The sequence below is a fragment of the Synechococcus sp. LTW-R genome (assembly GCF_014217875.1).
Taxonomy (GTDB): domain Bacteria; phylum Cyanobacteriota; class Cyanobacteriia; order PCC-6307; family Cyanobiaceae; genus Vulcanococcus.
The window spans coordinates 1377223-1398177 of record NZ_CP059060.1; the positions used below are offsets into that span (position 1 = coordinate 1377223).

Annotated in this window: 20 protein-coding genes, 3 tRNA genes and 3 rRNA genes; 9 read left to right on the forward strand and 17 right to left on the reverse strand. The window is 60.9% G+C overall.

Going from position 1 to position 20955, the window contains the following annotated elements; all coding sequences use genetic code 11:
* Nucleotides 1–74: 74 nt before the first annotated feature.
* The 5 genes from rrf to H0O22_RS07830 all read right to left on the reverse strand — a co-directional run bounded on the left by rrf (nucleotide 75) and on the right by H0O22_RS07830 (nucleotide 5483).
* Nucleotides 75–191 (reverse strand): 5S ribosomal RNA (gene rrf, locus H0O22_RS07810).
* Between the two features lie 147 nt (nucleotides 192–338).
* Nucleotides 339–3214 (reverse strand): 23S ribosomal RNA (locus H0O22_RS07815).
* 437 nt (nucleotides 3215–3651) lie between these two features.
* Nucleotides 3652–3724 (reverse strand) — tRNA-Ala (locus H0O22_RS07820).
* Nucleotides 3725–3750: 26 nt separating this feature from the next.
* A tRNA-Ile gene (locus tag H0O22_RS07825) sits at nucleotides 3751–3824 on the reverse strand.
* Between the two features lie 174 nt (nucleotides 3825–3998).
* Nucleotides 3999–5483 (reverse strand): 16S ribosomal RNA (locus tag H0O22_RS07830).
* The 16S, 23S and 5S rRNA genes sit together here with 2 tRNA genes alongside, the layout of an rRNA operon.
* Before the next feature lie 694 nt (nucleotides 5484–6177).
* Between H0O22_RS07830 and H0O22_RS07835 the strand changes: the two genes are divergently transcribed.
* Nucleotides 6178–7629, forward strand: coding sequence for a glycoside hydrolase 100 family protein (locus H0O22_RS07835; protein ID WP_185186151.1), 1452 nt, complete (start codon nucleotides 6178–6180; stop codon nucleotides 7627–7629).
* A gap of 65 nt (nucleotides 7630–7694) precedes the next feature.
* Here H0O22_RS07835 and petD read toward each other — a convergent pair whose 3' ends face one another.
* Both petD and petB read right to left on the reverse strand, forming a co-directional pair.
* Nucleotides 7695–8177, reverse strand: a complete 483-nt coding sequence (petD, locus tag H0O22_RS07840) for a cytochrome b6-f complex subunit IV (protein WP_010315067.1) — start codon at nucleotides 8175–8177, stop codon at nucleotides 7695–7697.
* Nucleotides 8178–8302: 125 nt separating this feature from the next.
* The gene (petB, locus tag H0O22_RS07845) at nucleotides 8303–8983 is read right to left on the reverse strand and encodes a cytochrome b6 (protein WP_010315065.1); all 681 of its coding nucleotides are present in this window, start codon (nucleotides 8981–8983) and stop codon (nucleotides 8303–8305) included.
* 17 nt (nucleotides 8984–9000) lie between these two features.
* On the opposite strand from petB, the gene ctpZ reads away from it, so the two are divergent.
* Genes ctpZ through H0O22_RS07860 form a run of 3 tightly spaced genes read left to right on the forward strand, consistent with a single transcriptional unit; the run spans nucleotide 9001 to nucleotide 12225 of the window.
* The gene (gene ctpZ / locus H0O22_RS07850; protein ID WP_185186152.1) at nucleotides 9001–10305 is read left to right on the forward strand and encodes a carboxyl-terminal processing protease CtpZ; all 1305 of its coding nucleotides are present in this window, start codon (nucleotides 9001–9003) and stop codon (nucleotides 10303–10305) included.
* Nucleotides 10302–11564 (forward strand): HD domain-containing protein, encoded by a 1263-nt coding sequence (locus H0O22_RS07855; RefSeq protein ID WP_185186153.1) that lies wholly within the window; start codon nucleotides 10302–10304, stop codon nucleotides 11562–11564. The genes ctpZ and H0O22_RS07855 overlap by 4 nt, the downstream gene beginning before the upstream one ends.
* A gap of 10 nt (nucleotides 11565–11574) precedes the next feature.
* A complete protein-coding gene (locus H0O22_RS07860; RefSeq protein ID WP_370521417.1) occupies nucleotides 11575–12225 on the forward strand; it encodes a septum site-determining protein MinC in 651 nt (216 codons plus the stop codon).
* Here H0O22_RS07860 and H0O22_RS07865 read toward each other — a convergent pair.
* Genes H0O22_RS07865 through H0O22_RS07875 form a run of 3 tightly spaced genes read right to left on the reverse strand, consistent with a single transcriptional unit; the run spans nucleotide 12222 to nucleotide 14280 of the window.
* Complete coding sequence (locus H0O22_RS07865; RefSeq protein WP_185186155.1) at nucleotides 12222–12818, reverse strand: chromate transporter; 597 nt, start codon at nucleotides 12816–12818, stop codon at nucleotides 12222–12224. The two genes, H0O22_RS07860 and H0O22_RS07865, sit on opposite strands and share 4 nt — an antisense overlap.
* Nucleotides 12815–13348: a chromate transporter gene (locus H0O22_RS07870; protein ID WP_185186156.1), complete on the reverse strand. Its 534-nt coding sequence runs from the start codon at nucleotides 13346–13348 to the stop codon at nucleotides 12815–12817. The genes H0O22_RS07865 and H0O22_RS07870 overlap by 4 nt, the downstream gene beginning before the upstream one ends.
* Nucleotides 13348–14280 carry a phosphatidylserine/phosphatidylglycerophosphate/cardiolipin synthase family protein gene (locus H0O22_RS07875; protein ID WP_255439224.1) on the reverse strand — a complete coding sequence of 311 codons (933 nt, stop codon included), beginning with the start codon at nucleotides 14278–14280 and terminating at the stop codon, nucleotides 13348–13350. Before H0O22_RS07875 ends, H0O22_RS07870 begins: the two co-directional genes overlap by 1 nt.
* Before the next feature lie 134 nt (nucleotides 14281–14414).
* Here H0O22_RS07875 and minD point away from each other — a divergent pair, with 134 nt between their 5' ends.
* The 4 genes from minD (at nucleotide 14415) to H0O22_RS07895 (ending at nucleotide 15944) form a co-directional block, all read left to right on the forward strand.
* Nucleotides 14415–15230 carry a septum site-determining protein MinD gene (minD, locus tag H0O22_RS07880; protein ID WP_185186157.1) on the forward strand — a complete coding sequence of 272 codons (816 nt, stop codon included), beginning with the start codon at nucleotides 14415–14417 and terminating at the stop codon, nucleotides 15228–15230.
* A gap of 4 nt (nucleotides 15231–15234) precedes the next feature.
* Nucleotides 15235–15609 (forward strand): cell division topological specificity factor MinE, encoded by a 375-nt coding sequence (gene minE, locus H0O22_RS07885; RefSeq protein WP_185186158.1) that lies wholly within the window; start codon nucleotides 15235–15237, stop codon nucleotides 15607–15609.
* A 34-nt stretch (nucleotides 15610–15643) separates the two neighbouring features.
* The gene (locus H0O22_RS07890) at nucleotides 15644–15847 is read left to right on the forward strand and encodes a response regulator transcription factor (RefSeq protein ID WP_185186159.1); all 204 of its coding nucleotides are present in this window, start codon (nucleotides 15644–15646) and stop codon (nucleotides 15845–15847) included.
* Between the two features lie 25 nt (nucleotides 15848–15872).
* A tRNA-Thr gene (locus H0O22_RS07895) sits at nucleotides 15873–15944 on the forward strand.
* Nucleotides 15945–16282: 338 nt separating this feature from the next.
* Here the strand turns inward: H0O22_RS07895 and H0O22_RS07900 are convergent.
* From H0O22_RS07900 to H0O22_RS07915, 4 genes are all read right to left on the reverse strand, one after another.
* Entirely contained in the window at nucleotides 16283–16450 is a 168-nt protein-coding gene (locus H0O22_RS07900; protein WP_185186160.1) for a DUF4278 domain-containing protein, read from the reverse strand.
* A 107-nt stretch (nucleotides 16451–16557) separates the two neighbouring features.
* The gene (locus H0O22_RS07905) at nucleotides 16558–16779 is read right to left on the reverse strand and encodes a hypothetical protein (RefSeq protein ID WP_185186161.1); all 222 of its coding nucleotides are present in this window, start codon (nucleotides 16777–16779) and stop codon (nucleotides 16558–16560) included.
* Between the two features lie 124 nt (nucleotides 16780–16903).
* Nucleotides 16904–17395 (reverse strand): photosystem I reaction center subunit XI, encoded by a 492-nt coding sequence (locus H0O22_RS07910; RefSeq protein WP_185186162.1) that lies wholly within the window; start codon nucleotides 17393–17395, stop codon nucleotides 16904–16906.
* A 44-nt stretch (nucleotides 17396–17439) separates the two neighbouring features.
* Entirely contained in the window at nucleotides 17440–17556 is a 117-nt protein-coding gene (locus H0O22_RS07915; RefSeq protein WP_010315023.1) for a photosystem I reaction center subunit VIII, read from the reverse strand.
* A gap of 110 nt (nucleotides 17557–17666) precedes the next feature.
* On the opposite strand from H0O22_RS07915, the gene H0O22_RS07920 reads away from it, so the two are divergent.
* Nucleotides 17667–18143 (forward strand): HEAT repeat domain-containing protein, encoded by a 477-nt coding sequence (locus H0O22_RS07920; RefSeq protein WP_185186163.1) that lies wholly within the window; start codon nucleotides 17667–17669, stop codon nucleotides 18141–18143.
* Here the strand turns inward: H0O22_RS07920 and H0O22_RS07925 are convergent.
* The 3 genes from H0O22_RS07925 to H0O22_RS07935 are packed head-to-tail and all read right to left on the reverse strand — an operon-like array spanning nucleotide 18101 to nucleotide 20950.
* Nucleotides 18101–19069: a glycosyltransferase family 2 protein gene (locus tag H0O22_RS07925; RefSeq protein WP_185186164.1), complete on the reverse strand. Its 969-nt coding sequence runs from the start codon at nucleotides 19067–19069 to the stop codon at nucleotides 18101–18103. The two genes, H0O22_RS07920 and H0O22_RS07925, sit on opposite strands and share 43 nt — an antisense overlap.
* A gap of 49 nt (nucleotides 19070–19118) precedes the next feature.
* On the reverse strand, nucleotides 19119–20198 hold the full coding sequence (locus H0O22_RS07930) for a DUF819 family protein (protein WP_185186165.1): 1080 nt from the start codon (nucleotides 20196–20198) through the stop codon (nucleotides 19119–19121).
* Nucleotides 20198–20950 carry a C40 family peptidase gene (locus H0O22_RS07935; protein ID WP_185186166.1) on the reverse strand — a complete coding sequence of 251 codons (753 nt, stop codon included), beginning with the start codon at nucleotides 20948–20950 and terminating at the stop codon, nucleotides 20198–20200. The genes H0O22_RS07930 and H0O22_RS07935 overlap by 1 nt, the downstream gene beginning before the upstream one ends.
* Between the last annotated feature and the right edge of the window lie 5 nt (nucleotides 20951–20955).

Here is a 20955-nt window from a genome sequence, read left to right on the forward strand (position 1 = left end):
CTTTCTCGCCTCAACCCATGGCTCTCATCTTCAGAAGAGAGCGGCATGGATTGAGTTAGTGGAGCGAATGTTTTACCTGGCATCGACCTATTTTCTCAGGGGGCTACCCCCCAAATATCGTCGGCGCTACAGCGTTTCACAGCCGAGTTCGAGATGGATCGGAGTGGTTCCACTGCGCCATGGACACCAGGATAGATATTCGCTCTCAGGTGAACCCTGAGAACTGCATAGGTTACGAACAACTCTCATGCTTGCTTTCGCTTGCTTGAGGTTGTCGCTCTGTAATTCAAAAGCTCTCCACATTGACCTTGCGATCATTGTGTTTTGAGAGATGAGATTTGGTCAAGCCCTCGGTCTATTAGTACTCCTCTGCTTCACGCATTACTGCGCTTCCACATAGAGCCTATCAACGGGTGTTCTGCCCGTGACCTTACTGGCTTAAGCCATGGGAATACTCATCTTGAGGTGGGCTTCCCACTTAGATGCTTTCAGCGGTTATCCACTCCGCACATGGCTACCCAGCGTTTACCGTTGGCACGATAACTGGTACACCAGAGGTGCGTTCCTCCCGGTCCTCTCGTACTAGGGAGAAATCCTCTCAATATTCCTGCGCATGCACCGGATATGGACCGAACTGTCTCACGACGTTCTGAACCCAGCTCGCGTACCGCTTTAATGGGCGAACAGCCCAACCCTTGGGACCGACTTCAGCCCCAGGTTGCGATGAGCCGACATCGAGGTGCCAAACCTCCCCGTCGATGTGAACTCTTGGGGGAGATCAGCCTGTTATCCCTAGAGTAACTTTTATCCGTTGAGCGACGGCCCTTCCACTCAGAACCGTCGGATCACTAAAGCCTACTTTCGTACCTGTTCGACTTGTAGGTCTCACAGTCAAGCTCCCTTCTGCTTTTGCACTCGTCGGCTGATTTCCAACCAGCCTGAGGGAACCTTTGCGCGCCTCCGTTACCTTTTAGGAGGCGACCGCCCCAGTCAAACTGCCCACCAGATACTGTCCGGTTCCCGGATAACGGGTAACCGTTAGAACCCTAGCTCGCAAAGAGTGGTATCTCACCAGTGGCTCACCATCACCCACAAGCAATGGATCAAAGCCTCCCACCTATCCTGCGCATTGCGAGCCCGAGCACAATACCAAGCTACAGTAAAGCTTCATAGGGTCTTTCTGTCCGGGTGCACGTAGTCCGCATCTTCACAGACAATTCTATTTCGCCGAGCCTCTCTCCGAGACAGCGCCCAGATCGTTACGCCTTTCGTGCGGGTCGGAACTTACCCGACAAGGAATTTCGCTACCTTAGGACCGTTATAGTTACGGCCGCCGTTCACCGGGGCTTCAGTCGTTAGCTTCGCTTGCGCTGACCAACTTCTTTAACCTTCCGGCACTGGGCAGGCGTCAGCCCCCATACATCGTCTTGCGACTTAGCGGAGACCTGTGTTTTTGGTAAACAGTCGCCTGGGCCTATTCACTGCGACCAGCTCGCGCTGGCACCCCTTCTCCCGAAGTTACGGGGTCATTTTGCCGAGTTCCTTAGAGAGAGTTACCTCGCGCCCCTCGGTATTCTCTACCACCCCACCTGTGTCGGTTTCGGGTACAGGTAATCATGCCTTAACGGGTATAGGGCTTTTCTTGGAAGCTTGACGTCACCAACTTCGCTGCCGTAGCAGCTCGCACTCACGCCTCAGCTCAAGCTGTTTTCGCCAGCTCTCAACGCCTCGAACGCTTGGACCGGTAACCAACATCCGGATTGGCTAGCCTTCTCCGTCCTCCTTCCCAAAACATGATCAGTACAGGAATGTTGACCTGTTATCCATCGACTACGCCTTTCGGCCTCGCCTTAGGTCCTGACTAACCCTCCGCGGACGAGCCTGCCGGAGGAACCCTTAGGGTTTCGGGGAATGGGATTCTCACCCATTTTTTCGCTACTCAAGCCGACATTCTCACTTCTATGCAGTCCACGCCCGCTTACGCTAACGCTTCACCCCACATAGAACGCTCCCCTACCATTAAACAAGTTTAATCCGCAGCTTCGGTACAACACTTAGCCCCGTTCATTTTCGGCGCAGGATCGCTCGACCAGTGAGCTATTACGCACTCCTTTGAGGATGGCTGCTTCTAGGCAAACCTCCTGGTTGTCTCGGCAATCCCACCTCCTTTATCACTTAGTGTTGATTTGGGGACCTTAGCTGGCGGTCTGGGCTGTTTCCCTTTCGACCATGGAGCTTATCCCCCACAGTCTGACTGCCTAGTTACACACAGGGTATTCAGAGTTCGTCTCGATTTGGTACCGCTCTCGCAGCCCGCACCGAAACGGTGGCTTTACCCCCCTGCTGGAGCACTAGACGCTACGCCTCAACGTATTTCGGGGAGAACCAGCTAGCTCCGGGTTCGATTGGCATTTCACCCCTAACCACAGCTCATCCGCTGATTTTTCAACATCAGTCGGTTCGGACCTCCACTTGGTATCACCCAAGCTTCATCCTGGCCATGGTTAGATCACCCGGGTTCGGGTCTATAAACACCGACAATCGCCCTATTCAGACTCGCTTTCGCTATGGCTCCACCATTTCCGGTTTAACCTGCCAGTGCCTATAAGTCGCCGGCTCATTCTTCAACAGGCACACGGTCACCCTATGAGTAGGGCTCCCATTGCTTGTAAGCTCACGGTTTCATGTTCTATTTCACTCCCCTCCCGGGGTTCTTTTCACCTTTCCCTCGCGGTACTGTTGCGCTATCGGTCACACAGGAGTACTTAGCCTTACGAGGTGGTCCTCGCTGATTCACACGGAATTCCACGTGCTCCGTGCTACTCGGGATACAGCTAGCTCAGTTCAGTTTTCGAATACGGGGCTTTCACCCTCTGTGGCGCGCCATTCAAACGCTTCTTCTAACCTCCCTGATACACGTTGCTGTCCCACAACCCCGATAGTCGAAACTATCGGTTTAGGCTCTTCCCCGTTCGCTCGCCGCTACTTAGGGAGTCGTTTTTACTTTCCTTTCCTCCAGCTACTAAGATGTTTCAGTTCGCTGGGTTGGCTCGCGCCAGCCTATAGATTCAGCTGGCCGTTCTAGGGGTTGCCCCATTCGGAAATTCCCGGATCAAAGCGTTTTTCCAGCTCCCCGAGACTTATCGCAGGTAAACACGTCCTTCATCGCCTCTGTGTGCCAAGGTATCCACCGTGAGCCCTTTGTAGCTTGACCAATTAATCCTCCTAACGCTTCAGGCTGTTGAGGCCCATTCTCTCAGTTTTCTCTTAACCAAAGATCAGATTGCTCTGCTTCTCGATCAGTTAGAAAAAAGGATCAAACTCCCCGCTCCTCGGCGGATTGGGAAGAACGCTAGAAGGTCTCGGCTCTCAAAAATAGAATTATCAGGTCACCATTCACCTTGCGGTGAACAATGCTCTGATCTCTATGAGATGCTTTTGTCTTTCCAGACTCACCTATGCAGTTGTCAAGGTTCTGCTAAATCCTCTCTCTTTCGAGAGTGAATTCAGCATCAGCTCAATCTTGACTCAATCATGAATCAGCAATGAGCTGAGGCTGAATACATCTGGTTCAACCAGTGGATTCTCTGCGAACAACGTCTAGTCACCAACTCAGAAGCTCTTCCTGGCTTAGGAGTTCAGATATGTTAGTGGAGGTTAGCGGACTCGAACCGCTGACATCCTGCTTGCAAAGCAGGCGCTCTACCAACTGAGCTAAACCCCCAAATGATCCAAAACTGGATTTTGGAATGGGCCATCCTGGACTTGAACCAGGGACCTCACCCTTATCAGGGGTGCGCTCTAACCACCTGAGCTAATGGCCCAGGAAGTGAACCCTCTATGGGGTGACCTAGACAACGTTTAGGAACTAAAAATCAATCGTTGTGCAGCCTTACGACTCACAGGATTGAAGTTGAGGTACCGATCGACCTAAGGTGACAGGATTTCGGCCTAAGAATAAAAGTACTCAGGCATCAAAATCGTTGTTTGTCTCCCTGTTAGGAGGTGATCCAGCCGCACCTTCCGGTACGGCTACCTTGTTACGACTTCACCCCAGTCATCAGCCCCACCTTCGACGTCCTCCTCCACAAGGGTTGGAGTAACGGCTTCGGGCGTGGCCAACTTCCATGGTGTGACGGGCGGTGTGTACAAGGCCCGGGAACGTATTCACCGCAGTATGCTGACCTGCGATTACTAGCGATTCCTCCTTCACGTAGGCGAGTTGCAGCCTACGATCTGAACTGAGCCACGGTTTATGGGATTTGCTAGCTCTCGCGAGTTTGCTGCCCTTTGTCCGTAGCATTGTAGTACGTGTGTAGCCCAGGATGTAAGGGGCATGATGACTTGACGTCATCCACACCTTCCTCCGGTTTATCACCGGCGGTCTCGCTAGAGTGCCCAACTAAATGCTGGCAACTAACGACGTGGGTTGCGCTCGTTGCGGGACTTAACCCAACATCTCACGACACGAGCTGACGACAGCCATGCACCACCTGTCACTGCGTTCCCGAAGGCACTCTCTCGTTTCCAAGAGATTCGCAGGATGTCAAACCCTGGTAAGGTTCTTCGCGTTGCATCGAATTAAACCACATACTCCACCGCTTGTGCGGGCCCCCGTCAATTCCTTTGAGTTTCACACTTGCGTGCGTACTCCCCAGGCGGAACACTTAACGCGTTGGCTACGACACCGAGGGGGTCGATTCCCCCGACACCTAGTGTTCATCGTTTACGGCCAGGACTACAGGGGTATCTAATCCCTTTCGCTCCCCTGGCTTTCGTCCATGAGCGTCAGTTATGGCCCAGCAGAGCGCCTTCGCCACTGGTGTTCTTCCCGATATCTACGCATTTCACCGCTACACCGGGAATTCCCTCTGCCCCTACCACACTCTAGTCTGTCAGTTTCCACTGCCGAAATGGAGTTAAGCTCCACGCTTTAACAGCAGACTTGACAGACCGCCTGCGGACGCTTTACGCCCAATAATTCCGGATAACGCTTGCCACTCCCGTATTACCGCGGCTGCTGGCACGGAATTAGCCGTGGCTTATTCATCAAGTACCGTCAGATCTTCTTCCTTGATAAAAGAGGTTTACAGCCCAGAGGCCTTCATCCCTCACGCGGCGTTGCTCCGTCAGGCTTTCGCCCATTGCGGAAAATTCCCCACTGCTGCCTCCCGTAGGAGTCTGGGCCGTGTCTCAGTCCCAGTGTGGCTGATCATCCTCTCAGACCAGCTACTGATCGATGTCTTGGTAGGCCATTACCCCACCAACTAACTAATCAGACGCGAGCTCATCCTCAGGCGAAATTCATTTCACCTCTCGGCATATGGGGTATTAGCGGTCGTTTCCAACCGTTATCCCCCTCCTGAGGGCAGATTCTCACGCGTTACTCACCCGTCCGCCACTAACCCGAAGGTTCGTTCGACTTGCATGTGTTAAGCACGCCGCCAGCGTTCATCCTGAGCCAGGATCAAACTCTCCGTTGTAGATCAAATCCTATTGATCACTTTCGTGATCTCAATTTGACTTGCCTCACCCACAACTCGCGCTGGCGCACGGTCGCAGTTGATGCCACTTCCTCTGACAGAAGCGTTCAAAGAGTGCAAAACAAAATCTCTTTCGTTCAGACTTTCCAGGATCTCAGATCCGGTCGTTGCTCCACTTGCTGCACACCGACACAACCGTCAACCGTGAGAGTCGACAGATCGTGCAAGCAACAAGCTTCCACAACTAAAAAACTTTTGACGGGACCTCACACCCTCACTGCATCTTCGTTAACCACTCACCTCAGCCTCTCAGCCTCAGCTCGCGACTAACGCAGTGAAAGCGTCAGTTCCTAAACGTTCAGTTGTCCAGGTGCTCCGATCGCCACACGCTTCTCAGCTCGACCCTCTCAGGTCTTTCGGGCTCTCGGTCCGCGGCCTCGCGACCGCTTGTTGAACTTACATCACCGAGTTCCCTCGGCTTTCAGTTCACCAGCGGCATCGCTGCCGCCGATCGAACCTACATCACCAAGTCACCTCGGGTTCCAGTTCGCTGCTCACTCGCCTTTCGGTTTGCTCGCAGCACATAACCATAACACCATCGGCCCCTCTGGGGTCAAGTGCTCTGTCCATGGCTGACGAAGCCCCAGAACATTTCTAGGGTTTGACAAGAGAGGCGACGAGCGGGAGGCCAGTCTTGGCCAAGCAATTCAGCCAGGAGCGACTTCGCGTCAGACCCAGCTCCCGCGAAGAAGCGGTTGTTGCTGCCGCCGAGGAGCATTTCGAGCGCACCCTCGTGCGGATTCGCGGCGAGCTCGTTGGATCCGTCGCGGCCCTCTCCCACCCCGGCGGTGTGGATGAAGCCCTGAACTACGGCGAGGTCTTCCTGCGGGACAACGTTCCCGTGATGCTCTACCTGCTGCTGAAGGGCCGCTACCAGATCGTTCGGAACTTCCTCGATATCTCCCTAGAGCTGCAGAGCAGCACTTACCAGACCCGCGGCGTCTTCCCCACCAGCTTTGTCGAACAGGGGGATGAGCTCCTCGCCGACTATGGGCAACGCTCCATTGGCCGCATCACCAGCGTTGACGCCAGTCTCTGGTGGCCCGTCCTCTGCTGGCTCTACGTCAAACGCAGCAAGGACTACGAGTTCGGCTCCAGCCAGAAAGTCCAGCGCGGCATCCAGCTCCTGCTCGATCTCGTCCTGCACCCCACCTTTGAGGGCACTCCGGTGCTCTTCGTGCCGGACTGCTCCTTCATGATTGACCGCCCCATGGACGTCTGGGGGGCACCGCTTGAGGTCGAAGTCCTGCTCTATGGCTGCCTCGGTTGCTGCTGCCAACTCATGGACCTGGCCCAGCAAAGCCACAACAGCCGCTTGCTCGAGCAACGCCTCGTCCTGACCAAGCAGTGGAAGTACGACCTGCGCCGCTATCTGCTCAAGCACTACTGGGTCACCAGCAAAACCATGCAGGTCCTGCGGCGACGACCCACCGAGCAATACGGCGAGCAGCAGTCCCTCAACGAATTCAACGTCCAACCCCAGGTCATCCCCCCCTGGCTGCAGGACTGGCTTGAAGACCGGGGCGGTTATCTGATCGGCAACATGCGCACCGGCAGACCGGACTTCCGCTTTTACAGCCTCGGTAACTGCCTCGGCTGCCTCTTTGGACTGATCACCGCCCCCCAGCAACGGGCCCTCTTCCGGCTCGTTCTGCACAACCGCGATGCCCTGATGGCGCAGATGCCCATGCGCATCTGCCATCCGCCACTCGAAGGCGACAAGTGGTCCGAAAAAACTGGATCGGACCCGAAGAACTGGCCCTGGAGTTATCACAACGGCGGCCACTGGCCGAGCCTGCTCTGGTACCTGGGCGGAGCCGTCCTTCTGCATCAGCAGCTCTATCCCACCGCCGATGTTCTGCTGATGGGACAGATGCAGGCCATGCTCGAAGAGTGCTATTGGATGCAGCTCAACCAGCTGCCCAGACAGCAGTGGGCTGAGTACTTCGATGGCCCCACGGGCACCTGGGTCGGCCAACAGGCCCGGACCTATCAGACCTGGACCATCGTCGGCTTCCTGCTCCTGCACCACCTCCTCCGGGTCAAGACCGAAGACGTCGGGATGCTCGACATCAACACGCCCTGAGTCCAGACACAAAAAAGCCCCGGCGTTCTGCCGAGGCTTTTGAGCTGCAGAAATTCAGATCCGAATCAGAACAGGCCGAGGGTCAGGGACTTGTCGATCGGCAGAGCAGCGCCAATGCCCAGGTAGATGGTGAACACGGTGCCGAACAGGAAGGCACCCATGGCCACGGGACGGCGGAAGGGGTTCTGGAACTTGTTGAAGCTCTCGATGAAGGGCACCAACATCAGACCCAGAGGAATCATGGTCTGCAGGGCGATACCCAGCAGCTTGTTGGGCACCACGCGCAGGATCTGGAAGACCGGATACAGGTACCACTCGGGAAGGATTTCCAGAGGAGTGGCAAAGGGATCAGCCTTGTCACCCAGCATCGCGGGGTCGAGAACAGCCAGGCCCACCAGGCATGCCAGGGTTCCCAGGATGACGACCGGGAAGATGTAGAGCAGATCGTTCGGCCAGGCGGGCTCGCCGTAATAGTTGTGGCCCATGCCCTTGGCGAGCTTGGCCCGCAGCTTGGGATCGCTGAGATCTGGCTTCTTAAGGATGTGCATGAGAGTGACCGGCGTAAGGGTCGTTTGTTTACCAGTGAAGGAAGGCTAGAAACCGCCCTGGGTTTGGCGGAGCCGTCAAAAGAGAAGCCGTCAGGGATCGCAACAAAGCGATCCCCAGGCCGAGATCACAAGGGACCGGAGATGCCCTGCTTCCGGATCATCAGGAAGTGCATGAGCATGAACACGGCCAGCAGCCAAGGCATCACAAAGGTGTGCAGGCTGTAGAAGCGAGTGAGGGTGGCTTGGCCAACGCTCTCGCCGCCGCGGAGCAGCTCAACCATGAAGTCACCGACCACGGGGACAGCGGCGGGGACGCCCGACACGATCTTCACGGCCCAGTAGCCGACTTGGTCCCAGGGGAGGGAGTAACCGGTCACACCGAAGGACACGGTGATCACGGCCATGGTCACGCCGGTGATCCAGGTGAGCTCACGGGGACGCTTGAAACCGCCGGTCAGATACACGCGGAAGACGTGCAGGATCAGCATCAGCACCATCATCGATGCGCTCCAGCGGTGGACGGAGCGGATCAGCCAGCCGAAGCTGACGTCGGTCATCAGGTACTGCACCGAGGCGTAGGCCTCAGCCACGGTCGGCTTGTAATAGAAGGTCATCGCGAAGCCGGTCGCGAACTGCACCAGGAAGCAGACCAGGGTGATGCCGCCCAGGCAATAGAAGATGTTGACGTGGGGCGGGACGTACTTCGACGCGACGTCGTCAACGATGTCCTGGATGTCCAGGCGCTCGTTGAACCAGTCGTAGACGGGCGATGACTTTCCGCCGGCGGCGGGTGAGGAGTTCGCCATGCAGCGATTGGGTTTGGTTGGCAGAGTCTACCGATCACCTCCTGCCGCACGTGAGCGCGACGCCGCTTGTGACATCACCGCCACAAAACCCGACTCCGCGGCATTTCAAGGGGCTCAGATCCATTGCAGCCATTGGACTGTCCTGGATTCTCAGCCTCTGGCTGACCGCCGCTCCGGCCCTGGCCCTGAACGATGGCCAACAACTCGTGGTCGAAAGCTGGCGCCTGGTGAACCAGAGCTACGTCGATCCGGACCGCTTCGAAACCATCCATTGGAAACGGCTCCGGCAAAAGGCCTTGGAGCGCTCCATCCAAAGCAGCGCCGATGCCTATGACGCCATTGAGGCGATGCTCGCGCCCATTGGCGATCCCTACACCCGCCTGCTCAGGCCTGCCGACTTCGTCACCCTGAAAGCCAATACAGAAGGAAGTGTCAGCGGCGTTGGCCTGCAGCTGGGAATCCGTCAGGACGACACGGCCATCGTCGTCATTGCCCCCCTCGAGGGGTCACCCGCCGCTGAAGCGGGCATCAGCAGCGCCAGCGTGCTCAGCCAGGTCGACGGCATCAGCACCGCCGAGCTCGGCCTGGAAGCCACGGCCGCACGGCTGCGGGGCCAAGAAGGAACGTCAGTTCTGCTGCAGCTGATCACCCCGAGCGGCAAGCCCCAAGAGGTTGAGCTCAAGCGGAGGCAGGTGGATCTGCAGCCCGTCCGCAGTCGCCTGCTCGAAGCCGATGGCCATCGCTTGGGCTACATCCGCATCACACAATTCGCTGAACCGGTGCCCCAGGAGCTGGCCAAAGCGCTGGAGGGCCTGCAGTCCAAGGGCATGGACGGTCTGATCCTCGATCTCAGGAACAACTCAGGGGGCTTGGTCAGTGCCGGCCTGGCCGTCGCCAACGTCTTTTTGGATGGCGGGCCCATCGTGGAAACCCAAAACCGAGATGGATTCAGCGATGCCCAGCAGGCCAACCGCGGCCAGCTCTATGGCGGGCCGATGTTGACCCTCGTCAATGGCGGCACCGCCAGCGCCAGCGAAATCCTGGCGGGAGCGCTGCAGGACGATGAGCGCTCCCAGTTAGTGGGCAGCCGCACCTTCGGCAAAGGCCTGATCCAGACCCTGATTGGCCTCGGGGGCGATGGCAGTGGACTGGCCGTGACGGTGGCTCGCTACCTGACCCCGAGCGGCCGGGACATCCAAAACTTGGGGATCGAGCCCAACCAGCGCCTGGCGGATCCGGAACCACTCAACCCCGGCGGCGATGGAGACACCTGGCTCGAGGTGGCCGTCCATCAGCTCGCTGAACAGATCGAGGCCGGATGAGCGCCCGCACCTATCACGATCCACTGCACGGGGCGATCCGCCTCTCCCGGCAGGAGCCCGCAGAAGCCCTCGCGATTGACCTGGTCGATACGCCGGTCTTTCAGCGCCTGAGGCGCATCCGGCAATTGGGGCCGGCCTACCTGACCTTCCACGGGGCGGAATCCAGTCGGTTCACCCACTCCCTGGGAGTGCTGCAACTCGCCCGCCAGGCCCTAGGGAATCTGGGGCGCAGCCATGCAGAGCTGAACGAGCACCGGGGAGTGCTCTATGCCGCGGCCCTGCTGCACGACGTCGGCCATGGCCCCCTCAGCCACACCGGCGAGGAAATGTATGGACTGCACCATGAGAGCTGGTCCAGCCGCCTCATCCGCGAGCACCCCGCGCTGCGGGAGCCGCTCGAGGCCTTTGCGCCAGGGACCGCAGATCACGTGGCGGACCTGCTCGAGCACGGCCGCTATCGCAATCCGGCGATCAAGGCGCTGGTCAGCAGCCAGCTCGACTGCGATCGCCTCGATTACCTCCTGCGCGACAGCTACAACACCGGCGCGAGCTATGGGGTGCTCGACCTCGAGCGCATCCTCGCCAGCCTGACCCTCGCCCCCGACGGCCAACTCGCCCTGCAGCCCAAGGGGCTCATGGCGGTGGAGCACTACCTCGTGGTGCGCAACCTGATGTACCGGAGCGTCTACAACCACCGCCTCAACGTGGTCTGCAATTGGCTCCTGAACCGCACCATCTCGCTCGCCCGCGAGCTCGGTCCAGCTCAGGTCTGGGCCGATGCGGTGATGGAGCGTTGGCTCTGGGATCCCAAACGGCTGGACCTTGAGGCCTTCCTTGGCAATGACGACGTCCGCACGGGCTACCACCTGCAGCGCTGGCTCGAGGAGGGACCGGCCCCACTGCAGCAGCTCTGCAGCCGGGTCATCAACCGAGAACTGCTGCGGGCCTCGGATCTGAGCCAGCTTCCCCAGGAGAGTCGCCTCAGCTTGCTGGCCAAAGCCCAGACCCTGAGCGAAGCCGCAGGACTACGCCCCGACCTCTGTTGCGGCCTGCACCAGCAGAGCAACAACGGTTATCACCCCTACAAAGGTGGGCTCAGGCTCTGGGATGGCCATCAGTTGGGGGCAATTGAGCAGCGCTCAGCCCTGATTCGCAGCTTGATCCAACCCACCCAAACCGCCTGGCTGATTCACCCGCCTGAGATCACGTCGGCGATCCGCGAGGCCCTGGCCCTGGAAGTTGCGGCTGGAGATCCCTAAGTTGCACGCCATGCAGGCCGCCCCCCGTCGCTTCGTTCTCAAACCGCTTCGTCAGGCGGAGGCCTCAGCCCTGGAGGAAGTGGGCTCGCAACTCGGGGCGGCCGAGGGCAGCGGGACGGCGGTGCTGGTCTGTGATGACCGCCCCCTGACCCTGCCGGAACTGCGGGCCATTGCGGAGCGGCTCGAACAAGCGGCGTGGCCGCTGCTGCGCGTCGAAGCACGCGAAGCCCTCAGCCTGGTTCCCGCCGCAGCGCTTGGACTCGAGACCGCGCTGATCGGCGACCAACTGCAGCCAACTCAGGCGGAACCGGACGGCAGCGATCTGACTATTCATCGCGGCACCCTCAGGTCGGGGGACCACCTGCAGGTCGAAGGCTCGCTGCTGGTGCTCGGCGATGTAAACCCTGGGGCTCGGGTCAGCGCTGGCGGGGATGTCCGGGTCTGGGGGCGGCTGAGGGGCATCGCCCACGCCGGCAAGGCGGGCAACGGCGCGGCCCGGATCGTGGCCCTGCAGCTGCGGCCGCTTCAGCTGCGCATTGCCGATACCGTCGCCCGGGGCCCCGAGGATCTCCCCCCTGCCGGATTCAGCGAGGAAGCCCTGCTGCTCGATGGGGCGATTGCGATCCGTCCGGCCGAACCGCTCTGGCCGCAGGAGGGCTAACGGTTCACCAAGCCCAAGACCCCCAGGCCAGCGGCCACGGCCATGAACCAAAGGGGAGAGATCTTGGTGCGCAGCATCAAGAAACAGACCACCGCCGAGACCGCATAGGCCGGCGTGTCGTGATCGGAGATGCGCAGGATCTTCAGACCTACCGCGAAGAGCACACCCAAGGTGATCGGCCCCATCGCCCGCTCGAAGGCCAAGCGAAACGGTGAGGTCTTGAAGCGGTTCCAGCTCAAGGCCGCGATCACCATCAACAGGGTCGAGGGCAGCAGGATCACGACCTCCGCCATGACCCCACTGAGCAGCGCCCAAAAGGGGCCCTCCTCAAAGGCCGCCCCCATGCCGAGCAAGCCGACAATCATCGAGCTCGGGCCCGGGGCACCTTCGGCGATGGCATAGATCTCGGCGAACTGCTGGGAGCTCAGCCAGCAGTACTTGTCGACGGCCATGTAGTGGTATTCCGCCAGCAGCGTGTTCCCACCGCCCAGGGAAAACAGCGAGAGGCTGAGGAAATCCCAGATGACGGCGATCAGGTTGCGCCAATCCCCCAGATGGGCGGGTTGGCAGGCCGCAGCCAGAAGCAGGGTCATGGCTTTCTCGGCCAGTACCAGACCATCGCCAAGGGCCCCGCCACAAGCACCAGGGGCACGAGGCGCACGTGGAAGACGGTCATCGCCACAAAACTGATGGCCGCCAGCAACAGGGCGACGCGGTCATGGAGATAGGCGGCGGCGATCTTGAAGCCCATTGAGAGGGCCATGCCTGCAGAGGCCGTAATCACTCCCGCCAGGAGACGATCCATCGCCATCGACGTGTGCAGGTAGTAGTAAGCGAGCCCCAGGCCCATCAGCACGCTGAAGGGCAGCAGCAAGATCCCCGCCAACGCCGCCAGGGCACCGCCTAAGCCGCGGAAATGGCTACCGATGTAGATCGCCATGTTGATCTGGTTCGGTCCGGGGAAGAGGCGGGCAACCGTCAGACCGGTGATGAACTCCTGCTTGGTCATCCAACCCTTGTCTTCCACGACAATCCGCTCGCTCCAAGCCGAAAGCCCGCCTCCAAAGGAGGAGAGGGCCACCTGCTGCATGCCCCAGAACAATTGCCAATGGGTGGGGGGCATCAGTCGTGCACGAAGTGGGGGTCGGGCGGCAGCTCACCCTCCTCGTGATAAGCCGGGTCGAGGGGGTCAGGGGCGCTGTACTTCTTGGCGGCCTCCCAGTCGGCGTTGAACGTCTCCGACAACCGAGCGATGACGTCCGGTGCATCCACCTCAATCACCAATTCGCGGCGGAGATCAAAGGCACTGCGGTCGATGTTCATCGAGCCGGTCATTGCAGCCTGCTCATCCACCAGGATCAACTTGGCGTGCAGCTTCAGCTGCTTCTGACGGCGGATCTTGACCCCGGCATGCTCGAGGAGCCTGAGGGAGCTGAAGGTGTCATAGACATCCCAATCGCTCAGGCCGTGCTTGCCGCCGCAGAGCACCCTGACCTTGACCCCTCGCTGCTTCGCGGCCACCAGCCGCTCGAGGATCACGGCGTCCACAAACTTGGGGTGCTGAATCCGCAACGACTCCTGGGCGCTATCGATCACCCGGGCCATTTGCCCGCGGCTGTGGACATTGCTCCAAACCAAGCCCACATCGAGGCGCGGATCGAAGGCCCGGCGTTCCCAATCCGCTTCAAAACCCGCGACCACCTGTTCAATGACAAGCGGGTCCTGGCTGATGACGCCGTAATCACGGGTTTCGGTGAAGTACTTATCCGAAAGGTTGAAGGTGGCGATCAGGGCGGCATGGCCATCGATGACCATGGATTTCTCATGGGTGACCGGGAAGCGCTCGCTGGTCCAGGCCACCTCTACACCCCAGCCCTGAAGCAGGGCATAGGCCTTATCGTTCCAGCGGTCACCGCCTGAGGTGTGGGGATTGAGCATCACGCGGATCCGCACACCCCGTTGCTGCGCGCGAAGGAGGGCCTGCTCGACGGCCTCGCTCTGGAGCTTGAACTGCTTGATCAGCAGTTGGGACTGGGCCTGATCGATACAATGCAACGACCGCCTCGGCCCCGTCATCGGGCATCACGAGAAGACGCTGACTGGCTGCCATGGCGGCCCAGAAATGACGTCTGATGTCTAGAGAGAAACGGCTGGATTGGCCTTAACCTTCACGCACGTTTCGGTGCGCTGTGGCCTCCAGTAGTCGCTTCATCCTGATCTGCTCAGGCAAAGGGGGTGTGGGCAAAACCACCCTGACCGCCAACTTGGGCATTGCTCTGGCCAGGCAGGGCATGCGCACAGCCGTTCTGGATGCCGACTTCGGTCTGCGCAACCTCGATCTCCTGCTGGGCCTCGAGAACCGGATCGTCTACACCGCCCAGGACGTTCTCTCGGAGACCTGCCGGCTCGAGCAGGCCTTGGTGAAGCACAAGCAGGAGCCCAACCTCGCCCTGCTGCCTGCGGGCAATCCGCGGATGCTCGAGTGGCTGAAGCCCGAGGACATGCAAACCATCGCCGAGATGCTCGGCGAGACCCATGACATCGTCCTGATCGACTGCCCGGCGGGCATCGAAGACGGCTTTAAGAACGCGGCCGCCGCGGCTAAGGAAGCCATCGTCATCACCACCCCTGAAGTGTCCGCGGTGCGGGACGCTGACCGGGTGATCGGCTTGCTCAACACCCGGGGCATCAAGCCGATTCAGATGGTCCTCAACCGGGTTCGCCCGAAGATGATGGCCAACCAGGAAATGCTGGCGGTGGATGACGTCACCGACATCCTGGCCCTGCCTCTGTTGGGGCTGGTGCTCGAAGACGAGCAAGTGATTGTGAGCACCAACCGCGGTGAACCCCTAACCCTGAACGGCTCCAACTCACCCGCCGCCACCGCCTACAGCAACATCGCCCGGCGCATCTGCGGCGAGGACGTGCCGCTCATCGATCCCTCCAAGGTGAAGCAAGGCTTGCGCGCCAAGCTCAGCCGCCTGATACAAACCAAGATTTTCTGAACTGATGAGCCTGCGCGAATTCATCGACAAGTTGCTTGGGCGTCAGACCGCCAGCGCCACCACGGCTAAGGAGCGCCTGCAGCTGGTGCTGGCCCATGACCGCAGCGACCTGAATCCGGAACTGCTGGAGCAGATGCGCCGCGAGATCCTCGAGGTGGTTAGCCGCTACGTCGAGATTGACCTCAGCGAAGGGGATGTGAGCCTCGAGACCGAAGACCGCGTGACCGCTCTGGTGGCCAACCTGCCGATCCGCAGGGCCATCTTTAAGCCCACCCCGGCGGAAACCGAGGAGGGCGCAGAGGCCGAGGACGCCAGCGAGACCCCGAGCGCAGAGGCGGAAGCGAGCGAAACCGAAGAGGCCATCGCCAGCCAGGCCTGATTGATGGGAAAGCTGAGGGGAGTTGCCTCTCCCCATGGTTGCCCCCGCAGGCCTTCAACCCACGCCAGCAGAGCGGCGCGTGCTCTCGGAATTGCGACGCGGCAAAAGCAACGGTTCGATCGCAACCACCTTGGCCATCAGTCGACGCACGGTCGAATGCCACCTTTCGCGTCTGCTCAGCAAAACCGGTTGCCGCAACCGCACCCAGCTCCTGCTCTGGTCCATGACCGAGCGATAAGCTCTGGCTGGGGCCAGTCCCCTTTGCCGGCTTAGCTCAGTGGTAGAGCAGCGCTTTTGTAAAGCGAAGGCCATCGGTTCAAATCCGTTAGCCGGCTTTTCAAGGACAGTCCCGGTCCTCCTCGTCAATCAACACTCCTACAACTGGGGTGATGAGGCGGCCTTTCTCGGACTCCAGAGCGCACTCGCATCTCGGGGTTACCGGATCGAGCTGATCCTGGGCAACACCCACGCCATACCGGAAGGCGGCTGCATCGCCGCTTCAGGCATCCCCTTTTATCCGGCGCAAGTCAGAACACGTCTCGAGCGCTGGTTGCTGTCAGCCTCCCTACTCCATCCAGCCCTGTGGTTTCTCAGCTGAAACACCAACACAGGTCCAACGAGAGACACAAAAAGCCCCGCGAATGCGGGGCTAGGGGTTCATATCAAGCGGGAGTCACTTGACGTACTTCAGACCTCGGTAGTTCAGCTGAGGGTGCTTCTGGGAGACAGCCTCTTTGTTCTGCTGGTACTTCTGGCCGCGGTAGGTGAGGGTCATGGGTGGTTCCTCGGAGTCAGCCCAGGTCCCCGTTCCATGGCCTGGATCGAACTGCGCCTCAGACACCAAAGGGTGCCGAGGTGAACGTTTTGTAGCGATTGCTACAGCACCGTTTTAGCCGCGCCAAAACCAGGCGTGTCGTTCAGCCGATTACATAACGCTGATTTCGATGCTTAATCGCTCGGGCAGTTCTGACGCGGGGTCAAAAAGAACAGCAGCTCGCACTGAAAACGCGTGAAATCACTGAGGGCGTTCTCCACATCCCCCGGATACCCCTGATCGGTCTGATCCGACGACGGGAGGGGGCCGATTGGCGGCGGCAGGGCTTCAGCCATCGCGACCCCAGGCAGAGCCGAAAGGGATGCCGCAAGAACAACAGCAGGCCAACGGGTCATCACCGCACCACAGCTCTACTCACTCCTTAGCCATGGCCAAAGCGAACGGCAAGACATGAAAAAGCCCGCCGGATCCCGAAGGATCAAGCGGGCCATTCAGGAGTGGACGTGGATCAGGCTGGGCTCAGCCGACGCTCCACACACCACCGGCAATCTTCACCAGGGGAGCCACGATCGTGGTGCCCGCCAGGAACCAAGCGAAGGCAGCGCCGCCGCAACCGCCGAGCCAGAAGCCGCTAGCGAATTCGGCCCAACCAGCCTTGGTGAACAGATCTGAGGGGGGGTTGTCGATGGTGGCGTCAGCCGGCTGCACGTTGGGGCCGCGGCCAGCGGTGCCGTAGATCGACAGGCACACCGTCAGGATCGAAACCAGACCCACGGCAGCGAGCAGACCAGCGGTGCTGGCGTACTCGGTGGCGCGCAGGGGGCCGCAGATGGTGAAAGGGCCGTAGAGGAAGAAGCCATGGGCCATGCCCACTTCCAGACCGCGACGGTTGGGAGAGAGGGCAGGGCGATACGCAGGCAGCGCACTCAGGAAAGCGCGGCTGAAGTAGCTGCTGTTGACGGGAGTGGCCAGATTGCCGACGCAGGGGTCGGCCACGGGGGTCACGGTCATCGGGGGAAGAACGTCAGGAGGCTGGGGAATAAAGCGGCGACAACTCAGTCGCGGGCTTCAATCACGTTGAACAACAGGGCCATGGCCACAGCAGGAGCCAGGATCCCGACAAGGGGCACGAACACCGAGGGCATCCAGGCGGCGACGAAGTCTCCGGTCATCAGCGTGGGCCAATACAGCTAACGTTCGGCACTGTAAGGAGACCTCCCTGAGCTGCTCTTCGGGGCCTCCAGGGGCGACATAAAAGTTCAGACCAACCCCACGCCGAGCCATGACCCAGGCCCTCACCGGAATCGTCCTCGCCGGCGTCGTGGCGGCCTGCTGGGTCCTGGGCCGGCCCAAGCGCAACATCCTGCGCTCCACCGATGCCTCCGCCATTGCGGCCATCAACCGCAGCCAGATGGAACTGGTCATCCCCGCTGGCACCGGCGATGCCAAGGGACAAACCAGCGGCCTAACCGTGCAACTGCCCGCCGCCCATGACCGCCGCGGCCGCGGGCTGCTGCTCAAGCAGCTCGAGGCACAGTTCCGTGCCGGTGGTGAAGCGCGCCGCAGCGCCATGGCGGTCTGCCAGCTCTGGCGTCACCGCGAGGCCCTGCCCCTGATGCGCCGCGGCCTGCGCGATGCCGACCAGGTCGTCGCCGCCCTCGCCGCCGATGCCATGACCCACTTCCGAGGCCGCAGCAGCGCTCCTGTGGCCGCCGCTCAGCCGCTCAAGCTGCCGCGCAACGTCTCGCGGATGCGATAGATCGGGCGACCTTGGCTCTCGTGATAAGTGCGCATCTGCACCTCTGAGAGCAAGCCAAAGCAGAACAGCTGCACCCCGGTGATCAAAGCCAGAACAGCCACCAGCAGCAGGGGGCGATTGCCGATCTCAGCGCCCCCCAACTTCACCGCGAGCAGATAGGCGCTCAGCAAGGCGCCAATCCCCATTGCGCTCAGCCCCCCAAAACCGAAGACGTACATCGGCCTGGTCAAGAAGCGCTTCATGAACCAGACGGTGAACAGATCCATCAGCACCCGGAAGGTGCGATCAATCCCGTACTTGCTCTGGCCGAACTGGCGGGCGTTGTGGTTCACCTTCACCTCCGCAATCCGAGCCCCCTCGATGAAGGCCAAGGCGGGCAGGAAGCGGTGCAGCTCCCCATAGAGGTTCATGTCCTCCACCAACTCGCGGCGGTAGGCCTTGAGGGAACAGCCGTAGTCGTGGAGCCGCACCCCGGTCACCCGCGCGATCAGGGCATTGGCAATCTTGCTGGGGAGCAACCGGCTGACGGCATGGTCCTGACGCTGGTGACGCCAGCCGCTGACCAGGTCGTAGCCCTCCTCGAGGCGCCCCAGCAGCATCGGGATGTCGGCCGGATCGTTCTGCAGGTCCCCGTCCAAGGTGACGATCAAGCGCCCGCGGCTGGCGTCAAAACCCGCAGCCATGGCCGCGGTCTGGCCGTAGTTGCGCCGCAACAGAACCGCCACCAGCTCCGGGGCCCCGGCCGCCTGCTGCCGCAACACATCCGCGGTGCGATCCGAGGAGCCGTCATCCACGAGCACCAGCTCAAAAGAGCGCCCCAGGGGGCGCAGGGCCAGCAGCAGCTTCTCCACCAGCAGCGGCAGGCTCTCCTCCTCGTTAAAGAGAGGCACCACGATCGAGAGTTCTGGAACGCTGGCGCTGCTCAACGGGACCGCTCAAGTTCGCTGGAACCTAGAGGAAAGCCCCCCAATTCGTTCAACCCGGAAGGAACCAAGCCACCCCAAGCCCCAGGTAGGTGCCCAGCAGGTAGCCCAACAAACCAATCGCCACCGAAGGCACCGCCAGCTCGGCCCGACCAATCGCCGTCGCCAAGGCCAAGGCCGTGCTGGGGCCGCCAATGGAGGCCTGTGAGGCCACCAGGGTTTCAGCCAAGGGCCAGCGCAGCCAACGGCGGAAGAGGAGAAGCAGCAACAGGGCCTGCACCAGGACCACAAAGGCCGCGTACAGCAACACCGGCAGGCCCTCCCCCAGCAGCCCCGCCACCGGGGAGCTCAGGCCCATCACCGTGAAAAAGGGCTGGATCAGGAGCAGACCAAGGCCATAGCAACCGCGCCGGCTGGCGGGCGCGGGCAGCTGGGCCACCAGAAGCGCCACCGTGGTTAACACCAGGATCGAGGGCACAAACGGCAACACGGCGCTCAGGGCCTGGGCCAAGACCAGGACCGCCAAGCCCCAGAGGCCCGCCAGCCACCAGGAGCGCTCCGGCTGATCGCTGGGGGGACTGTCAGCCCACGCCGCATCCACGGGGGTGTCGGCCCGCAGCCCCAGCCAGGTGCTGACGGCGAACCAGACCGCAAACACGACGTAGTCCGCGGCGGTGGCCAGGGTCAGGAGGGTCTCTGGCGGATTCAAGGTCCGGGCCACCGAGACGAAGTTCAAGCTGCCGCCGGTGAAGGTCGCGGTGTACATCCCCGCCAACACGCTCCGGTCATCCCCCAAGAGGGGATGCAGCAACCAGGCCCCAAGCAACACCCCCAACACGGTGCTCAAGGCCGCCATCAGGAAGGGACCCAGCAATTGCCTGGCCTGGGGCCACAGACGCCGCAGGTCCACCGCGAGTAACAGCAGACCAATCGCCAGGGAGGTCAGTGGGCCGTTCACCCAGCCCGCCGCCTCGGCCTGGAGCTGCACGCCGCCCAGGTTGCTCACCAGCAACCCCAACAGCAGCACCACCATCGTCATCCCCAACTGACGCCCCCAGGGTGTGCGCCGCGACAGCAGCCAACCCAGGGCCGTCAGGAGGAGAACCAGCAACAAGGACCAGAGCATGGGCATCAAGGCAGGGTGGAGCCGTCGTGGCAGCGCACCACCCGACCGGCGCCGCGCAACTCCTGGCGATAGTGAACGCTGACGGGATCGATCAGCTGACGATCCAGGCCGTCGACGCCCAAGCCATCACGGCCATGCTCCCGGCCCGAGCTGTGCAGGTAGCGGCCCTGCCCGAGGTACAGCCCGACATGGGTGCAGCGCTGGGGGCGTCCAAAAAAGATCAAGTCGCCCGGGTGCAGCTGGCTGTAGCAACCCGGGGCGACCGCCACGGGCTGGCAGAACCGCTCCTGTTGGTAGGCGTCCCGCGGAATCCACACACCAGCGGCGGCATAGGCGGCCTGGGTGAAGCCCGAGCAGTCGAAATCCGGGCCGAGGCTGCCGCCCCAGAGGTAGTGATTGCTCTGCTGCCGCGCGGCGTCCGCGAAGGCCAAGACCGCTGGCAGACGTTCTGCGATGGTCGCTTCGCAGAGGAGCCGCGATTGGTCAGCCGCGATGCAGCGGGCATGGCCGAGCAGATCGCGCGGATCGATCCAACCCGGGTAGCCGTCCTCTAGCAGCCGCACCCGAACCCGCCGCCCCGTCGGCTCGGCGTCATCGAGCACCTGCAGGGCACGGCCGGCCCAGGCCTGGGTGGCCAGGCCCGAACCCAACCAGTGGCTGTAAAGGTTGAGCGGCGCATCGATGCGCCAACGGCTGCCCGGATGCAGCAGCTCCAAGGCCACGGGTGCTCCCACGGACAACCTGCTTAACCTCGCCATGACCC

What these genes read in the sequence shown, in the direction of transcription:
- petD (WP_010315067.1), bottom strand. Translation starts at nt 8,177, where the DNA reads ATGCACATCCTTAAGAAGCCAGATCTCAGCGATCCCAAGCTGCGGGCC.
- petB (WP_010315065.1), bottom strand. Translation starts at nt 8,983, where the DNA reads ATGGCGAACTCCTCACCCGCCGCCGGCGGAAAGTCATCGCCCGTCTAC.
- H0O22_RS07855 (WP_185186153.1), top strand. Translation starts at nt 10,302, where the DNA reads ATGAGCGCCCGCACCTATCACGATCCACTGCACGGGGCGATCCGCCTC.
- H0O22_RS07860 (WP_370521417.1), top strand. Translation starts at nt 11,575, where the DNA reads ATGCAGGCCGCCCCCCGTCGCTTCGTTCTCAAACCGCTTCGTCAGGCG.
- H0O22_RS07865 (WP_185186155.1), bottom strand. Translation starts at nt 12,818, where the DNA reads ATGACCCTGCTTCTGGCTGCGGCCTGCCAACCCGCCCATCTGGGGGAT.
- H0O22_RS07870 (WP_185186156.1), bottom strand. Translation starts at nt 13,348, where the DNA reads ATGCCCCCCACCCATTGGCAATTGTTCTGGGGCATGCAGCAGGTGGCC.
- minE (WP_185186158.1), top strand. Translation starts at nt 15,235, where the DNA reads ATGAGCCTGCGCGAATTCATCGACAAGTTGCTTGGGCGTCAGACCGCC.
- H0O22_RS07890 (WP_185186159.1), top strand. Translation starts at nt 15,644, where the DNA reads ATGGTTGCCCCCGCAGGCCTTCAACCCACGCCAGCAGAGCGGCGCGTG.
- H0O22_RS07905 (WP_185186161.1), bottom strand. Translation starts at nt 16,779, where the DNA reads ATGACCCGTTGGCCTGCTGTTGTTCTTGCGGCATCCCTTTCGGCTCTG.
- H0O22_RS07910 (WP_185186162.1), bottom strand. Translation starts at nt 17,395, where the DNA reads ATGACCGTGACCCCCGTGGCCGACCCCTGCGTCGGCAATCTGGCCACT.
- H0O22_RS07915 (WP_010315023.1), bottom strand. Translation starts at nt 17,556, where the DNA reads ATGACCGGAGACTTCGTCGCCGCCTGGATGCCCTCGGTGTTCGTGCCC.
- H0O22_RS07920 (WP_185186163.1), top strand. Translation starts at nt 17,667, where the DNA reads ATGACCCAGGCCCTCACCGGAATCGTCCTCGCCGGCGTCGTGGCGGCC.
- H0O22_RS07930 (WP_185186165.1), bottom strand. Translation starts at nt 20,198, where the DNA reads ATGCCCATGCTCTGGTCCTTGTTGCTGGTTCTCCTCCTGACGGCCCTG.
- H0O22_RS07935 (WP_185186166.1), bottom strand. Translation starts at nt 20,950, where the DNA reads ATGGCGAGGTTAAGCAGGTTGTCCGTGGGAGCACCCGTGGCCTTGGAG.